We start from the raw sequence: 14,834 nt of genomic DNA on the forward strand, positions 1-14,834 counted from the left end.
CTGTGTCGACCGTCCCGGACCCCCGCGTCCACATCGACCTGGACGGCACCGATATCGGCCAGGCCATCGACCTGTTCCAAGACGGCTACAACGGCAACACGTTCGCCGCCGAACGTTCCGACCGACCCTTCTTCTACCGGCACACGGCCATCGGCGACGCGGCCATGACACTCAGGACTACCCGCTTCGACGGGCACGTCACGGGTGAGATCGCGCCGGCCGAGGAGTACGTCGTGTCTTGGCTCACCGAAGGGCGCGGCCACTTCGACGTCGGCCGCCTCGATGCGCAACTCGACCTCGGGCAACCCATGGTGTTCACCACCGATCGACCCTTCGTCTTCGATTTCATCGATGTGAAGCAGAATCTCGTCCACTTCGACCGCGCCACCCTCGACGGCATCGTCGCGGCCCAGCGCGGCACCGCCGTTCAGGCGGTGCATCTCGATCACACCGTGCCCCCATCCGATGCGTCGATTCGTGCGTGGCGGAACACCATCGCCCTGGTCTCACGGACAGTCCGCGACGAGGCATCCAGCCCCCTCCTGCACGCCGAACTGACCCGGCTCGCCGCGGTCGCGCTTCTCGGCATGTTCCCTCCCGCCCGCACCACGGTCACGGCAGTCCTTGAATCGGCGAAGAACGCGCACCTGCGCACCGCCATCGAGTACATCCACGCCAACGCACATCTACCGATCACGACGACGAGTATCGCCGCCGCCGCCGGGATCAGCATCCGCGCCCTCCAAGAAGGCTTCCAACGCCACCTCGACATGACACCAAACACATTCCTGCGCGGTGTCCGCCTGGACCGAGCCCATCAGGACCTCACAACAACGGGACCCGGGCAGGTAGCGACGATCGCCCGACGCTGGGGCTTTGGAAACCTCGGCCGATTCGCCAAAGCCTACGGCGAACGCTTCGGAGAATCCCCCTCCACGACATTGGAGGCAACGCCCCGCCAATCAACTCTGCCCGGATGAACGACGCATCACGTCCTCGACACAAACAACGTCAGCAGATTGCGGTCGATAGTGACACGGTCGTCTTGACCACGTGCCCACACCAAAACGAACATCGTCAACCCACACGACATCGTCGTCCAGCTCAACCGTGTCGGCCCCGCAGCCCACTCAACTCCACGATGACAACCGACTGCAACCCCGTCGAGCGCGAGCAAGCACACTCCACCGTGTGCGACACGCACCAGACCGCGTCGGCTGCCACAGCCGCCTCGCCGGCCGCAGCAGCCGACGCTGTCTCAGGGCTATCGGCTGAGGCCGGACGCGCTGCTGGTTTTCATGTGTGGTCCTGTTGTTGTGGCGTGCTTTCGGCGGTTTGCTGCTGCGGGACTGTGCGAGCGCGGCCCCCTTCGTCGGGTAGCTCGTCGACGCTTGCTGGCGGGCGACGCCTCCCGCGACGACCCTCTCCCGCGCCGGAACCGTCCTCGTCCAGCTTTCGAGCATTGCTTTACTTGACTCGGACGCGGCTCTGCACAGCCTCTTACGGCAAACTGCCTTGTCTCGCGCTCCGGTGACCCCGTAGGTTTCCGACGTGGAGATGCGCAACTGTACAAAATGGACGACCGGCGGGCTTACTTTCGAGGTGTGTGACTTCGGTTCGTTCCTGGTCCTCCATCTTCCAACGACAACCACGCACGTCTCCCGTCAGATCCGCTTCACGGACAATGATTGGTGGGACGTGACCGACGCCCAGGGAACACTCACGCTCACCCTTGCATCAGCCAAGGACGATCCCATCTGCCTGCCCGCGCCGCCGCTTGTTGCAGGCGCGCTACAACGATGGTTTCGACGGGTGGCGCCACACGCGCTGTAGGTCCTCCCGACTGCCGCGAAGCCAGCAGACGCAAAGCAGAAGGGCCGCCCAAGTGGGCGGCCCTTCTGCTTTGCCTATCGCTTTTTCAAGAACCGTTTAGCAGAAGCAGTTGAAGCAGAACTCTTCCAACTATTCGACAGATTTTTCCGTGTCGGGGTGCCTCCGACTCCACACGAGCCCGTATGTGCCGAGGGCGGCAAACACGAGTGGCGGAAGGAAGTTCAGCAGCGTTACCCATATCGTTGGGTTTTTCTCCACGGAGAACAGACTTACCAAGGCTGCGACGAGCCAAACACCCGCGGCCACATACGCCACGAGCCACGAGGTTGCTGGGCCTCGCCGTCGTTTCATCTCATCGTTGGACATAAGTCGCTACCTGGGTTTGCGGTCGCGAGCGAGCCAGATTCGGAGCGCTCCCAACACCACCACGACCACAACGATCCCGAGGAAGAAAATGGGATCTGAAAGGACATGTGTGAGCGACAGAACAAAACCGATCGAAATCAGAAAGACGGCGATGACGATGAGGGTTACATCTGTGACTCGGCCCTTTCTGGCATCTGGCTTTGACACGTCCTTAGTATCCTCCCGCTGTGGCGACAAACTCTTCTGGGTGCGTTGCGTAGAAGTCGTCCGGCAGGAAGCTACTTGCGTAGCAGTCGGTTGCGACCAAGGCAGGCCCGATAACGGTCGGCAGAGTTGCCAGGGCCCCTGCGTAGCAGACGGTATCAAGAGCCTTTTCGCCGGCCGGGTCGAGTCCGTTGATGGGGTCGTCTCCGGCGAAGACGTACCGGTTGCCGTTGGTCGGGTCGAGGGGTGCGTCGAGGGTGTCTTGTTGGGGTTCTCCTACGAGGAGGCACCCGCTACGGGTGTCGCGTTCCCGAAGCCGACGATCCCCGACGAGCGCTTCTATGGCACTACCCCGATCCTGAACAAGGTCGAGAAGGCCGCCGGCGCCGTCAAAGACAAACTGAGCAAGAAGTAGGGACCTCATGAGCACTACGACACCAACGCCCCCATCCGAAGAACCCGACCACACCCATGCACCGGCTAAGCCGGACGAGGTCGATCCCGAAACGGGAACCGACCCAGACGACATCCCCATCGACAACCCGTCCGGCTAGACCCTCCTGATCCGGCAGGACCCGCCACCCCTACCTCTGCCGAAAGAGGGCGGGTCCTGCCTTCCACTTCGAATCTCACGCACGAAAGGAGCACGATGACCGACAAACCTCAGCCCTCGATCAACACGCTCGGTATCACCTCAGGAAAAACGGTGCGCCTCATCGGCGCGACACCGGAAATTCACGATGCCCTCGCGCCTTTCACTGAAGGTGCCACCGTCACGACCCTTGCGTCCGAGAGCGCCGACGTCGGCATCATCGTCGTCCAAGACGACGCCGATCTCCGCGAACGCCTCTTCACAGAGCTAGAGGGTCTGATGGGCGCCACCCACGTGTGGATCCTCACTCAGTCAGACACCGGTCCGGACCTCGCCACCATAAAAGCCGCGGCCGACCTCGTCTCCTGGCGCTCCGGTGCACCCGAAAGCCTAGGACTCGACCTGACAGCTGTTCGCCTCTCACGGAGCTGACGATCAGTCCGTCACTGCTCGCCAATCCGGCCCAGGAGACATCGCAACACTGCCCCCGAGAAGCAGAAACATGACCGACAAGAACATGCCCACCAGCATTGCCACCCGGACGCGGACTCATGACGAAGACCGCCCGGTACGCCGTGCCACGGAGACAAAGTCGGCCTTGAGGACCACCGAATTCTTCGTCTACGTCCTCGTCGTCATCACCATCGTCGTGACCGCAGTCGTTGTTGGAAACGGCGAAGGCTAAGGACTCGACCCCTTCGGTACCCTCCCCGCTGTGCAGTTCATCGTCGCCGTTACCATCGCGTACCTCATGTCTCGAGGCCTCGCCAAGGTCGGCGGCCGCGAACGCTACGACGCTCAACCCGAATGCCCGCCGGCCAAAGCAGGCAGGCATTCCGCGTGACCCGCCATGCGGCTTCCACTCCCAATCCCAGGGTGTGCCCTACTCCCGCTTCGAAATCAAGGTAGCTTCCATGGGTCTTCTGTTCTACGGCAGCACCGCCTACGCGATCGAGATCGAAGATCGCTCCCTGGCGCATCTCAAAGTCGCGATACTGACTCTCCTACGCGCGCAGAAAAGTATCGCCTTCTCCTACGCAAGAAGTGTCCAAGAGGGAAGCGGTCGCGACACGCTCTGGATCACCCCGACCCGGACATCCGATTCCACTTCGACGGCAACCGGCCCCCACGCCTGAACCAACTGTGGATCAAGGCCATCCTCGACACTGCGGGCGCACCGACCGGCCTCCAACTCGTCAAAGAAGACGACGTTGTGAATCTTGCGCCTTTTCAGACTGTCTGACCTGATACTGAACGCACACCGGCAAGAACGCACCCTGCACAGCATGTCCACGTGGTCAAGGCCCGCCCTCAGGCGCTCTGCCCGCCTACCGTTCTCAACGACCACGGGAGCGACAAAGATGCGACGCCACACCATCAAGATCGACCAGGATACGTTCGTCCTCACTGACGACGTCCGAGCACAAGAAGTCGAAGCCGCAGCCCTCCTGGCCGTTCAGCAAGGCGGGGGCATGGTCAATGTGTTCCACGATGACAATCGCAACGTGTCCGTCCTGGTCTCGCCCGGAGTACCTATCTTCTTCCGCAGCGACACCGTCGACGAAGATGACGCGGGCCCCGACTGGGTCGACCTGGACATCTCGTTCCGAGAACCCGACTTCTGACAAACGTCTCAGGAAGTCAAGACAGCCCACCCGTGGCCGTCGAGACGGATGCCCGCACCATCGAGGGATGCACTTCCCGCCTCGACCTGCGCGGCATCCGCCGCCGGGAGGACGACTTCCCCGTCGTCGAGATTGAGAGCCGTAGTGATCGCGTCGGAGTCCGCCGCGGGCCGCAGCATGATGGCCGTGCTTAGTGGGGTCAAAAGCGGGTAGTGGCACTCATCGGCTGCGGGATGACCGTCGGCTCGGACAAAACGTCTGCCTGGCGGACATTTCAAGACTTCTGGTCACAGTCGACCGACAACAAAAGCCAATCAACTAGGCATATCCACAAACCGCGAGAACATCCCGTGGAACGCGACGGTGATCGTGTCGGTGGGGCCGTTGCGGTGCTTGGCGACGATGAAGTCGGCCTCGCCCTGGCGGGGGTTGTCTTTTTCGTAGGCGGACTCGCGGTGGAGCAGGATCACCATGTCGGCGTCCTGCTCGAGGGAGCCGGACTCGCGGAGGTCGGAGATGGCGGGCTTCTTGTCGGCGCGCTGCTCGGGGCCACGGTTGAGCTGGGAGAGGGCGATGACGGGCACCTGGAGCTCTTTCGCCATGAGCTTGAGGGCGCGGGAGAACTCGGAGACCTCCTGCTGGCGGCTTTCGACCTTCTTGCCGGAGGTCATCAGCTGGAGGTAGTCGATGACGACGAGTTTGAGGCCGACCTGCTGCTTGAGCCGGCGGCACTTGGCGCGGATCTCGACGAGGGTCATGTTGGGGGAGTCGTCGATGTAGAAAGGAGCGTCGTTGATGCGGCCGCGGGTCTGAGCGATCGTGGTCCAGTCGCGGGAGTCGACGGTGCCCTTGCGCATGTTCTGCAGGGGAACGCTCGACTCGGCCGAGAGCAGGCGCATGGCGATCTCGCTACGGCCCATCTCCAGGGAGAAGAAGACGGACGGCTGGTTGTACTTGATCGACGCGGCGCGGCACAGGTCGAGGGCGAGCGTCGACTTTCCGAGGGCGGGGCGAGCGGCGACGATGATCAGCTGGCCCGGGTGCAAGCCGTTGGTGAGAGCGTCGAGTTGAGCGAAGCCGGTGGGCACACCCGTCATCTGACCGTCGCGGCCCTTGGCGGCCTCGATCTCGTCGATCGCGACCGTCACCGCGTCGGTGAGCGGAACATAGTCTTCGGTCTGCACGCCGCCGGCGACGTTGTAGACCTCGGCCTGCGCGTTGTTGACGAGGTCGATGACCTCGCCCTCGCTGGCGTAGCCCATCTGCACGATGCGCGTGCCCGCCTCCACGAGGCGGCGCAGGACGGCCTTCTCGGCGACGATGGACGCGTAGTAGCCGGCGTTGGCCGCGGTCGGCACGAGGCCGGTGAGCGTGTGGAGGTACTCGGCGCCGCCGGCGCGGCTGAGCTCGCCCGACTTGGTGAGCTCGTCGGTGACGGCGATGACGTCCGTCGGCTCGCCGTGGGAATACAGGCCGAGCAACGCGTTGAAGATGACCTCGTGCTTGGGAAGGTAGAAGTCGGCCGCTCGCACGGTCTCGATGACGTCGGCGGTGGCGTCTTTCGAGAGCAGCATGCCGCCGATGGTGCTCTGCTCGGCGAGAAGGTCGTGCGGGGGAGTGCGACGGTCGTAGCCGCTGCCGCCGTCGTAGCCCGAGGACTGCCCGCGTTCGCCGGATGCGTCGCTTGCGGCTAGTCCGAGATGGGCTATCGACACGAGGGCCTCCTGCTGGCTTGGGGCATGACTGGTTGTGAGTGCTGATTGCGTTCTACCGCCACCCTCCGACAACAGCGTCGGGAGGAGCGGCCGAACACGCCGCAGGGCGCACGAAAGCACCGCCTCCGGGCCCCCTGGCTACTGCCCGGACGATGAATTCGCGCTTGGCTGATGCGCGCTGTCACACACTAGGGACTTGACCCCCACGTCGCCAAACGAGCCTGTGGATAGAAGTGTGGAAAATGTGGGAGAAACGCCGGGGTTTCCTGGGGAGAACTGTGGATAGACCTGTGGAATCAAAAGAAACTACGGGTGCTAAACCGACCTTGACCAGGCCTTTTCGATTCCACACCCACTGTGTGCAAAGTTGCTTGAATCGAGGGTTGAAGGTTGGTTCATCGGGGGACGCCCTGTGTACAAAACACTTGACAGCCTGTCCCCCGCAGGGCTAGAACAAGCGCCGACGAGCGTCGGTTCGAGGGCATCGGGCGGGATCCTGCGCCCTTAAACGCCGATAGCGGTACAACCCGCAGGGCTGCACCGCTATCGGTGAGGTGCTACTTCGCAGCGACCACCTGGAGGGCGATCGTAGCGATGACGTCTTCGCGCAGACGAACGGTGGCTTCGTGCTCACCGGTCAGCTTGATGGCGTTGGGGATCTCGACCTTGCGCTTGTCGATCGTGCCGACGCCCTGCGCCGAAACGGCGTTGGCGACATCGGCCGGCTTGACGGAGCCGAAGAGGCGCCCGCCGGTACCGGTCTTCACGGCCAGCGTGATCTTGACGGCTTCAAGGCGAGCCTTGAGGTCTTTGACCTCTTCGATCGTCTTGAGCTCGCGCGTGGCGCGGGCCGACTTGATCTGCTCGACCTGCTTCTCGCCGCCACGGGTCCACGCAACGCCGAAGCCCTGCGGGATCAGGTAGTTGCGGGCGTAGCCGTTCTTGACGTCGATGACATCGCCGGCCGAACCGAGGCCGGAGACCTCGTGGATGAGGATTACCTTGGACATTCGCTACTCCCTAGCGGATCAGCGGCCGGAGCCGGCGTAGGGGAGGAGCGCCATCTCGCGGGCGTTCTTCACGGCACGGGCGATGAGGCGCTGCTCCTGGACGGAGACGCCGGTGATGCGGCGGGCACGGATCTTTCCGCGCTCGGAGATGAACTTGCGAAGGGTCGCGACGTCTTTGTAGTCGATGACGCCGACGCGGATCGCCTTCGCGGGAGCGGCGTTCTTGCCACCCTTACCGCGGAGGGCTTGCGGCGGTCGCCGCTGCTCTTTCCAGCCATTTTTTTCTGCTTTCAGTAAAAGAAGTTGAGTGGTGACGAACTCAGAAGGGAGTTTCGTCGTTGTAGGTGCCGCCGCCGCCCGGAGTGTTCCAGACGTCGCCCGACGAGCCAGACCCGGAGGACCCGGCGCCGCCCGTCGAAGCGGGCTGACCCCAGGGCTCGTCGGCCTGGCCGCCGCCGCTGTTACCGCCGCCGACAGGCTGACGGGGTGCGCCGCCACCGAAGGAACCGGCGCCGCCACCGTCGCGAGACGAGGAGGCACGGGTCACCTGAGCGGTGGCGTAGCGGAGCGAGGGGCCGATCTCGTCGATCTCGAGCTCCATCGAGGTGCGCTTCTCGCCCTCTTTGGTCTCGTACGAGCGCTGCTTGAGGCGACCCTGCGCCATGACGCGGGAGCCCTTCGTCAGCGAAGCGGCGACGTGCTCGGCGAACTCGCGCCACACACTGGCACGCAGGAAGAGCGCCTCGCCGTCTTTCCACTCATTCGACGCGCGGTCGAACGTGCGGGGAGTCGACGCGATCGTGAAGTTCGCGACTGCGAGACCGTTCTGCGTGTAGCGCAGTTCGGGATCGCTCGTCAGGTTGCCCACGACGGTGATGACGGTTTCGCCGGCCATGCGCTACTCGGCGTCCTTCGCGGCGGGAGCAGCCGGGGCAGCGGCCTTCGGCGCGGCAGCGGGCGCAGCAGCCTTCGGCGCGGCGGCCGGAGCAGCGGCGGCCGGAGCAGCAGCAGCCGGAGCAGCCGGGGTTGAAGCGACAGCAGCGGCCGGGGCAGCGGATGCGGCAGGAGCCTTGGCCGGAGCGGCAGCCTTGCGGGCGGCCTTCTCGTCGGCGAGCTTCTTGGCCTTGGCGACCATCTCGATGCCCTCTTCGGCGCGGAGCACCTTGGTGCGGAGGACGGCCTCGGAGAGACCCAGCTGACGGTCGAGCTCGACGGTCGCGTCGGGGTTCGCGGTCAGGTTGACGACGGCGTAGATGCCCTCGGTCTTCTTCGCGATCTCGTAGGCGAGGCGGCGACGGCCCCAGATGTCGACGTTGTCGACGGTGCCGCCATCGTTGCGGATGACGTTGAGGAACTTGTCCAAGCTCGGAGCGACAGTGCGCTCGTCGATCTCGGGGTCAAGGATCACCATCAATTCGTACTGATGCATGTCTAACCCACCTCCTTCGGACTTAACGGCCCCAGTATTTCTGGGGCAGGAGGGTAGTGGCATCGTTGCCGGAGGACGCGCGAAAGCGCGACCAAGCCAGAGCAACCTTGCAAGACTACAAGGTCAGCGGGCAGACCACCACTCCTGAAGGCGACGAGTGGCCTCGTCTTCTCCGAGCGGCCCCTCCTCCGTGCGCAACTCGAGCAGGAAGCGGTACGCCTCCCCGACCTCGCGCGAGGGTCCGATGCCGAGGATCGCCTGGATCTGGACGCCGTCGAGGTCGGGGCGCAGCGAATCGAGCTCCTCTTTCTCTCGCAGCTCCGCGATCCTGCTCTCGAGGTCGTCGTAGGCGAAGGCCAGCTGGTCGGCCTTGCGACGGTTGCGGGTCGTCACGTCGGCCCGGGTGAGCATGTGCAGGCGCTCGAGCTGATCGCCGGCGTCGCGCACGTACCGTCGCACGGCCGAGTCGGTCCACCCGCCCTCGGTATAGCCGAAGAAGCGGAGGTGCAACTCGACGAGGTGGTCGACGGCGGCGATCGTCTCGTTGTCGAATCGCAGCGCCTTCAGCCTCTTCTTGGCCAGCTTCGCGCCGACGGCGTCGTGGTGATGGAAGGTAACCACTCCACCCGGTTCCAGGCGCCGAGTCGCCGGCTTCCCGATGTCGTGGAGAAGAGCGGCAAGGCGCAGGATCAGGTCGGGTGGGGTTGCCGGGTGACGCTCGCGTTCGTAGCCGATCGCCTGGCTCAGCACGGTGAGGCTGTGCTCGTAGACGTCTTTGTGGTGGTGATGTTCGTCGCGTTCCAGGATCATCGCGGGCAGCTCGGGCAGGACCAGCGCGGCGATCCCGGTCTCGACCAGGAGGCGCACGCCGGGCACCGGGTCGTCGGTCTTGAGCAGCTTCGACAGCTCGTCGTTGATCCGTTCGACGCTCACGATCTCGAGGGTCTCGGCCCGCGAGGTCATGGCCTCACGGACCTCGTCGGACACGGTGAAGCCGAGCTGCGAGGTGAAGCGCGCCGCACGCATCATGCGGAGCGGGTCGTCGCGGAACGAGTCGACTGCGGCGCCGGGCGTGGTGAGGGTCGTGGAAAGAAGGTGTTCGACACCGCCGGACGGATCGACGAGGACTCGCTGGGGGAGCCGGAGCGCCATCGAGTTGACGGTGAAGTCGCGCCGCACCAGGTCGCCCTCGAGGGTGTCGCCGAATTCGACCTCGGGCTTGCGCGTCTCGCCGTCGTAGACGTCGGTGCGGTAGGTCGTGATCTCGACCGTCTCGCCATCGATCCGAGCGGCGATGGTGCCGAACGCGCGGCCGACCTCCCAGTGCGCCTCGGCCAGCGGAACGACGATGCGCAGGATCTCGTCGGGCCGGGCGGACGTCGTGAAGTCGAGGTCGTTCACGGGGCGGCCGAGGAAGGCGTCGCGCACGGGGCCGCCGACGAGGGCGAGCTCGTGCCCCGCCGCCTGGAAGGCGAGGGCGAGAGTCGAGACGCGGTCGGTGGCCGCGAGTCGGTCGAGCCTCTCGAGGGCGCTCGCTACGGAATCCATGACGCCCAAGCTTGCCACAGGGCGGAGGGGCGGGGTTCGACAGTGCACAGGGCGGAGGGGCGGGCTTCGAGACAGCATAGTGCGGAGGGGCGGGGTTCAAGAGTGCACGGCGGGCGACCACTCTGCACAGGGGCTTCGAGACTGCACAGCCTCGGACGCGTTGGCGTCGCGCCCCGTCTTCTCGGGTGGCATTCCCTAGACTCGCTATGCCCGACGGTCGCATCCGCCGACCGACGGCCCCTGCCTATGAGAATCCTTCCCGCGTTCGCCGTCTCCGCCTTGGCCGTCGTCGCCCTCGCCGCCGGTCTGCCCGCGGCCTCGGCGACAGCGGTCCCTGCGGCGACCACCACGGCGACCGCCTCCCCGAGCGCGTCCGCTTCCGACGTCGTGACGGTGTCGGTCGCGCCGAACGACAACGGCGTCATCCGCGAGGACGGCGAATTGACGGCTTCGATCACCGTGCACAACGGAACGGACGAGGCTCTCGACGCCGGACTGGTCCGCGTGTACCTCGACCGCGAGACGTTCTCGAGCCGTTCGCAGCTCGAGTCCTGGTTCGCTCGCCCCGCCGACACCACCACCGATGCTCTCGGTTCGTTCATGACCAGCATCGCCGTCCCGGCCATCCGAGCCGGAGGGACGGCGGACGGTCTCACGGTGACGATCCCGTCGTCGACCCTCTCCCTCAGCGGCAACGACTGGGGGCCAAGGCGTTCGGCGTCCGCTACTCCGCCGCGGGAGTGCCGCTCACCGAAGATCACTCGAGCGTCGTCTACTACCCGAACGACAGCTTCCAGGCGACCAAGTTGGCGATGGCCGTTCCTCTGACCGTCCCGGAATCGACCAGCGGCCTGATCTCGAGCGACGCGCTGGCCTCGTACACCTCGGAGAACGGCCTCCTCACGCAGGAGCTCCAGGCGGTCCGCGGAAAGAATGTCGCTATCGGCATAGATCCGATGATCCTGGCGTCCATCCGAATTCTGGGCAACGTCGCACCCCCTCGGCGATCGTCTGGCTGAAGAGCCTCGAGACGGTCCCGAACGAGACGTTCGCCCTGTCGTATGCCGATTCCGACATCTCCGCCGTGCGGCAGGCGGGTGCCACGAAGCTGCCTCAGCCCATCGACTTCGCCGACGCGATCGCCGCCCAGGAGAAGGCCGAGCCCGACTCGTACGTGGCAGCCACTCAGAGCCCCGGCGACAACGCGAACGACCAGGGCAACGCCGACCCGGGCAACGCCGACCCGGGCAAGAGCGACCAGAACGGCGCCGACCAGAACAAGGGCACGGCGACCGACGCCCCGACAGACACGGCGCCTGCCTCGCCACCGGCGACCCCGACGACCATCCCGCCGACCTCGGCGGTCCCCACGACCGCGTCGCTGCTCGCGTTCCCGTACACCGAGAAGTCGATCGCCTGGCCCCTCGAGGGCACCGTGGCCGCCGCCGATCTCGGCGCCTTCTCCTCGAGCGGCCTCACGACCACGATCCTGGGCAGCGGCAACGTCACGGTGCCGGCCTCCTCGACCGAGGACGCCGCCTCGACCATCGGATCGCAGAAGGTCCTGGTCTCCGACGACACGCTCTCCTCGCTCATCCGCTCGGCCGTCGACGCCGGAACGAACGAGGAGTGGAAGAGCGACATCGCCCTCCTCTCCGCCGAACTCGCCACTCTCACGCACGAGCGACCGAGCGACGCCCGGACTCTCCTCACGACCCTGGGCCGCAATTGGGCCACCACCGGATCGAAGCTCGACGAGACCCTGACCGCACTGTCCAAGATGACCTGGGTGACGGAGGCGCCGCTGTCGTCCGCCATCGGCAGCGACTCCACCGGGGTCACCCTGTCGGCGAAGAAGGCCGTCGACGCCCGCGTCGACGCGTTGAAGCCGCTCGTCCAGGCGGACGCCTCCCTCGGCCAGTTCGCCACCGCGCTGAAGCAACCGACCCTGGTCACCGCGAAAGAGCGCCTCCGCTTCCTTGCGCTCTCGTCGACCGCCTGGTCCGACAACACCTCGGGGCTCACGAGCGAGATCTCGAAGGTGACCTCCTCGGTGAAGAAGACCACCGGGCTGATCTCCGTCGTCGACGGCTCACCGATCAACATCCTCGGAGACCGTTCGTCGCTCCCGGTCATGATCCAGAACGACACCACGTCGACGGCGATCGTGTACCTGCACGTCGTGCCGTCGAACTACTACCTCAGCGTCGAGAACAAAGACGTTCCGGTCACGGTGCAGCCGAACTCGCAGCAGCGTGTCACGGTCCCGGTGCAGTCGGTCGCCAACGGCAAGGTCACGCTGACGCTCAGCCTGTCGAGCAAGCAGGGCATCGCGATCTCCGACCCCACGCAGATCGGCATCACCGTGCGAGCCGGCTGGGAGACCGTGATCACCCTCGTCTTCGCGGTCGCAGTCGTCGTCCTCTTCGGCGGAGGCATCTACCGATCCGTCCGCCGTCGGCGGCGCGCGAAGGGCCAGAAGGCGCAGGATCCCCTCGTCCCAGGAACCACAGAGTGAGCACCGTCGATCCCGTGGGCGCGGAGAACCCGGATCCTGCTCTCTCCACCGACGTCCCGGCCGCCGCCCCTCGCAGTCTGGGCCGCGCCTCGGCACTGCTCGCCGGGGGCACGATCGTGTCGCGCGTGCTCGGCTTCGCCAAGACCGCCGTCCTCGCCGCCGCGATCGGCCAGACCGGCAGTCGCGCGGCCGACGCCTTCAGTGTTTCGAACCAGCTTCCCAACAACATCTACGCCCTGGTCGCCGGCGGCCTGTTGAGCGCCGTGCTGGTGCCGCAGATCGTCAAGGCGGCCAAGGGCGCCGACGGCGGCCAGCGATACATCAACAAGGTCGTCACCCTGGGCACGGTCGTGTTCGTCGTGGTCAGCCTCATAGCAACGCTTGTCGCGCCGTTCCTGGTGCACGTCTACGCCCAGGCAGCCACGAAGGACGGCCCGGGCTTCACCCCCGAGGCGATCGCCCTCGCCACCGCCTTCGCCTACTGGTGTCTGCCGCAGATCTTCTTCTACGCGGTCTACTCGCTGCTGAGCGAGGTCCTCAACGCGCGCCAGATCTTCGGTCCGTTCACGTGGGCTCCCGTCCTCAACAACATCGTGTCGATCATCGGGCTCGTCGTCTTCATGGTCCTGTTCGGGGGCGCGGGCGAGAACAGCCTGGTCGCCGACTGGACCCCGGCCGGATCGTCGTCCTGGCCGGCACGGCGACCCTCGGCGTCGCTGCTCAGGCCGGGTTCCTCCTGCTGTTCTGGCGGCGGGCCGGCCTGACCTTCCGACCCGATTTCCGGTGGCGCGGCGTGGGCCTCGGAGCCACCGGGCGCGCAGCCAGCTGGATGTTCGCGCTGATCCTGGTCACGCAGCTGGCCGGGATCGTCCAGAGCCGCGTCGCCACCCTCGGATCCGGCGCATCCAACGCCGTGCTCTCGAACGCCTGGCTCATCTTCATGCTCCCGCACGGCATCGTGACGGTGTCGATCGCGACGGCGTACTTCACGTCGATGACCGCCGACGCCGATCGGGGCGATCTCCGCGCCGTGCGCAACAACCTGTCCAGCTCGCTGCGGACGATCGGGATGTTCATCGTCTTCGCGGCGGTGGCGCTCTCGGTCGTGGCCTTTCCGTTCGCCCGCTTCTACGAGGCGAAGTACTCGCACATCGGGGCCATGGCGCACGTGATCCTGGCGTACCTGCCCGGGCTGATCCTGTTCAGCATGCTCTTCGTCCTGCAGCGGGTCTTCTTCGCGTTCCACGAGCAGCGCACCGTCTTCTTCATGCAGCTGGTGCAGTCGGGGGTCTTCGTGCTCGGCACCCTCGTCTGCGCCTGGCTCGTCGCACCGGAGCACATCGCCGTCGCGGTGGCGATCGTGACCTCCGTCGCCGGCAGCGCGCAGACGATCGTCGCGCTGGTCCTCGTGCACCGCAGGATCGGCGGGCTCGACGGCAGGTGGGTCACGCGCCGGCACGTGCAGTACCTGGTGTTCTCTCTCGTGGCGGGTTTCGTGGGCTACCTCGTCGTATCCGGCCTGGGTGGTTACAGGGCTGACGGGTTCGGGCTGTCCGGGCGTGTGCCCGCGATCCTGACGGTCATCGTCGCCGGGATCGTCATGGCGGCCGTCTACTTCGTCCTTCTCACGGCGGCCAGGATCCCCGAGCTGTCTGCCATGACCAGGCCGATCCTCCGGCGTCTCCGTCGCGCCTGACCTGCGCCCCGGCGCCCTGCCAGCCCTGCCTGCGCGCTCCAGCCTGCCCTCCCGTCGCCCGCGCCCGCCCGCCTGCGCACCCACCCGTCCCGAAATCGAAGGGGATTCTTCGCCACCCCCTGTTCTGTCCCGTCGTCGCGGTCCGCGGCGCAGAATCCCCTTCGATTTCGGCCGGCGGATCCTGCCCAGAACCCCAGGCGACACGGCACATGGGTACAGCCTGTGAGCAACTCCGGCGAGCGGAATATCCGGAAGTTAGGATGTGTTTCACCGCACAGGTGACGGGCATTCCCGCCCC

General features: G+C 65.7%; 16 protein-coding genes and 3 pseudogenes. 13 read left to right on the forward strand and 6 right to left on the reverse strand.

Annotated elements, in window-relative coordinates:
- The first annotated feature begins 2 nt into the window (after positions 1-2).
- The 8 genes and pseudogenes from QUE79_RS04365 (at position 3) to QUE79_RS04400 (ending at position 4,620) form a co-directional block, all read left to right on the forward strand.
- Positions 3-980 carry a helix-turn-helix transcriptional regulator gene (locus tag QUE79_RS04365; protein ID WP_286345607.1) on the forward strand — a complete coding sequence of 326 codons (978 nt, stop codon included), beginning with the start codon at positions 3-5 and terminating at the stop codon, positions 978-980.
- A gap of 571 nt (positions 981-1,551) precedes the next feature.
- A complete protein-coding gene (locus QUE79_RS04370; RefSeq protein ID WP_286345608.1) occupies positions 1,552-1,833 on the forward strand; it encodes a hypothetical protein in 282 nt (93 codons plus the stop codon).
- A gap of 835 nt (positions 1,834-2,668) precedes the next feature.
- A complete protein-coding gene (locus QUE79_RS04375) occupies positions 2,669-2,818 on the forward strand; it encodes a hypothetical protein (protein WP_286345609.1) in 150 nt (49 codons plus the stop codon).
- Positions 2,819-3,052: 234 nt separating this feature from the next.
- Positions 3,053-3,427, forward strand: a complete 375-nt coding sequence (locus QUE79_RS04380; RefSeq protein WP_286345610.1) for a hypothetical protein — start codon at positions 3,053-3,055, stop codon at positions 3,425-3,427.
- A gap of 70 nt (positions 3,428-3,497) precedes the next feature.
- Complete coding sequence (locus tag QUE79_RS04385; RefSeq protein ID WP_286345611.1) at positions 3,498-3,680, forward strand: hypothetical protein; 183 nt, start codon at positions 3,498-3,500, stop codon at positions 3,678-3,680.
- 30 nt (positions 3,681-3,710) lie between these two features.
- Positions 3,711-3,839 (forward strand): hypothetical protein, encoded by a 129-nt coding sequence (locus tag QUE79_RS04390; protein ID WP_286345612.1) that lies wholly within the window; start codon positions 3,711-3,713, stop codon positions 3,837-3,839.
- 70 nt (positions 3,840-3,909) lie between these two features.
- Positions 3,910-4,238, forward strand: a pseudogene (locus QUE79_RS04395) (DUF7882 family protein).
- Between the two features lie 118 nt (positions 4,239-4,356).
- Complete coding sequence (locus QUE79_RS04400; RefSeq protein WP_286345614.1) at positions 4,357-4,620, forward strand: hypothetical protein; 264 nt, start codon at positions 4,357-4,359, stop codon at positions 4,618-4,620.
- Positions 4,621-4,934: 314 nt separating this feature from the next.
- Here QUE79_RS04400 and dnaB read toward each other — a convergent pair whose 3' ends face one another.
- From dnaB to QUE79_RS04430, 6 genes and pseudogenes are all read right to left on the reverse strand, one after another.
- On the reverse strand, positions 4,935-6,335 hold the full coding sequence (gene dnaB / locus QUE79_RS04405) for a replicative DNA helicase (RefSeq protein ID WP_286345615.1): 1,401 nt from the start codon (positions 6,333-6,335) through the stop codon (positions 4,935-4,937).
- Between the two features lie 557 nt (positions 6,336-6,892).
- Positions 6,893-7,345, reverse strand: coding sequence for a 50S ribosomal protein L9 (gene rplI, locus QUE79_RS04410; protein ID WP_286345616.1), 453 nt, complete (start codon positions 7,343-7,345; stop codon positions 6,893-6,895).
- 18 nt (positions 7,346-7,363) lie between these two features.
- A pseudogene (gene rpsR, locus QUE79_RS04415) lies at positions 7,364-7,623 on the reverse strand (30S ribosomal protein S18).
- 41 nt (positions 7,624-7,664) lie between these two features.
- Positions 7,665-8,240, reverse strand: a complete 576-nt coding sequence (locus QUE79_RS04420; RefSeq protein WP_286345617.1) for a single-stranded DNA-binding protein — start codon at positions 8,238-8,240, stop codon at positions 7,665-7,667.
- Between the two features lie 171 nt (positions 8,241-8,411).
- Positions 8,412-8,774 (reverse strand): annotated as a pseudogene (gene rpsF, locus QUE79_RS04425) (30S ribosomal protein S6); the annotation flags it as partial.
- A gap of 123 nt (positions 8,775-8,897) precedes the next feature.
- A complete protein-coding gene (locus tag QUE79_RS04430) occupies positions 8,898-10,322 on the reverse strand; it encodes a CCA tRNA nucleotidyltransferase (protein ID WP_286345619.1) in 1,425 nt (474 codons plus the stop codon).
- A gap of 246 nt (positions 10,323-10,568) precedes the next feature.
- Here QUE79_RS04430 and QUE79_RS04435 point away from each other — a divergent pair, with 246 nt between their 5' ends.
- Genes QUE79_RS04435 through murJ (QUE79_RS04455) form a run of 5 tightly spaced genes read left to right on the forward strand, consistent with a single transcriptional unit; the run spans position 10,569 to position 14,536 of the window.
- Positions 10,569-11,150 carry a DUF6049 family protein gene (locus QUE79_RS04435; RefSeq protein ID WP_286345620.1) on the forward strand — a complete coding sequence of 194 codons (582 nt, stop codon included), beginning with the start codon at positions 10,569-10,571 and terminating at the stop codon, positions 11,148-11,150.
- On the forward strand, positions 11,135-11,341 hold the full coding sequence (locus tag QUE79_RS04440) for a hypothetical protein (protein ID WP_286345621.1): 207 nt from the start codon (positions 11,135-11,137) through the stop codon (positions 11,339-11,341). The genes QUE79_RS04435 and QUE79_RS04440 overlap by 16 nt, the downstream gene beginning before the upstream one ends.
- A gap of 56 nt (positions 11,342-11,397) precedes the next feature.
- Entirely contained in the window at positions 11,398-12,840 is a 1,443-nt protein-coding gene (locus QUE79_RS04445; protein WP_286346838.1) for a DUF6049 family protein, read from the forward strand.
- Positions 12,837-13,604 carry a murein biosynthesis integral membrane protein MurJ gene (gene murJ, locus QUE79_RS04450; protein ID WP_286345622.1) on the forward strand — a complete coding sequence of 256 codons (768 nt, stop codon included), beginning with the start codon at positions 12,837-12,839 and terminating at the stop codon, positions 13,602-13,604. The genes QUE79_RS04445 and murJ (QUE79_RS04450) overlap by 4 nt, the downstream gene beginning before the upstream one ends.
- Positions 13,577-14,536 (forward strand): murein biosynthesis integral membrane protein MurJ, encoded by a 960-nt coding sequence (murJ, locus tag QUE79_RS04455; protein WP_286346839.1) that lies wholly within the window; start codon positions 13,577-13,579, stop codon positions 14,534-14,536. The genes murJ (QUE79_RS04450) and murJ (QUE79_RS04455) overlap by 28 nt, the downstream gene beginning before the upstream one ends.
- The last annotated feature ends 298 nt before the right edge of the window (positions 14,537-14,834 follow it).

The sequence above is a fragment of the Frondihabitans sucicola genome (genome assembly GCF_030296615.1).
In the GTDB taxonomy this organism is placed as follows: domain Bacteria; phylum Actinomycetota; class Actinomycetes; order Actinomycetales; family Microbacteriaceae; genus Frondihabitans; species Frondihabitans sucicola.

Bases quoted from the DNA above. Each gene is read 5' to 3' on its own strand.
- QUE79_RS04435 (WP_286345620.1), top strand. From the start codon at position 10,569: ATGAGAATCCTTCCCGCGTTCGCCGTCTCCGCCTTGGCCGTCGTCGCC.
- QUE79_RS04380 (WP_286345610.1), top strand. From the start codon at position 3,053: ATGACCGACAAACCTCAGCCCTCGATCAACACGCTCGGTATCACCTCA.
- QUE79_RS04385 (WP_286345611.1), top strand. From the start codon at position 3,498: ATGACCGACAAGAACATGCCCACCAGCATTGCCACCCGGACGCGGACT.
- QUE79_RS04440 (WP_286345621.1), top strand. From the start codon at position 11,135: ATGGCCGTTCCTCTGACCGTCCCGGAATCGACCAGCGGCCTGATCTCG.
- QUE79_RS04430 (WP_286345619.1), bottom strand. From the start codon at position 10,322: ATGGATTCCGTAGCGAGCGCCCTCGAGAGGCTCGACCGACTCGCGGCC.
- rplI (WP_286345616.1), bottom strand. From the start codon at position 7,345: ATGTCCAAGGTAATCCTCATCCACGAGGTCTCCGGCCTCGGTTCGGCC.
- QUE79_RS04420 (WP_286345617.1), bottom strand. From the start codon at position 8,240: ATGGCCGGCGAAACCGTCATCACCGTCGTGGGCAACCTGACGAGCGAT.
- QUE79_RS04400 (WP_286345614.1), top strand. From the start codon at position 4,357: ATGCGACGCCACACCATCAAGATCGACCAGGATACGTTCGTCCTCACT.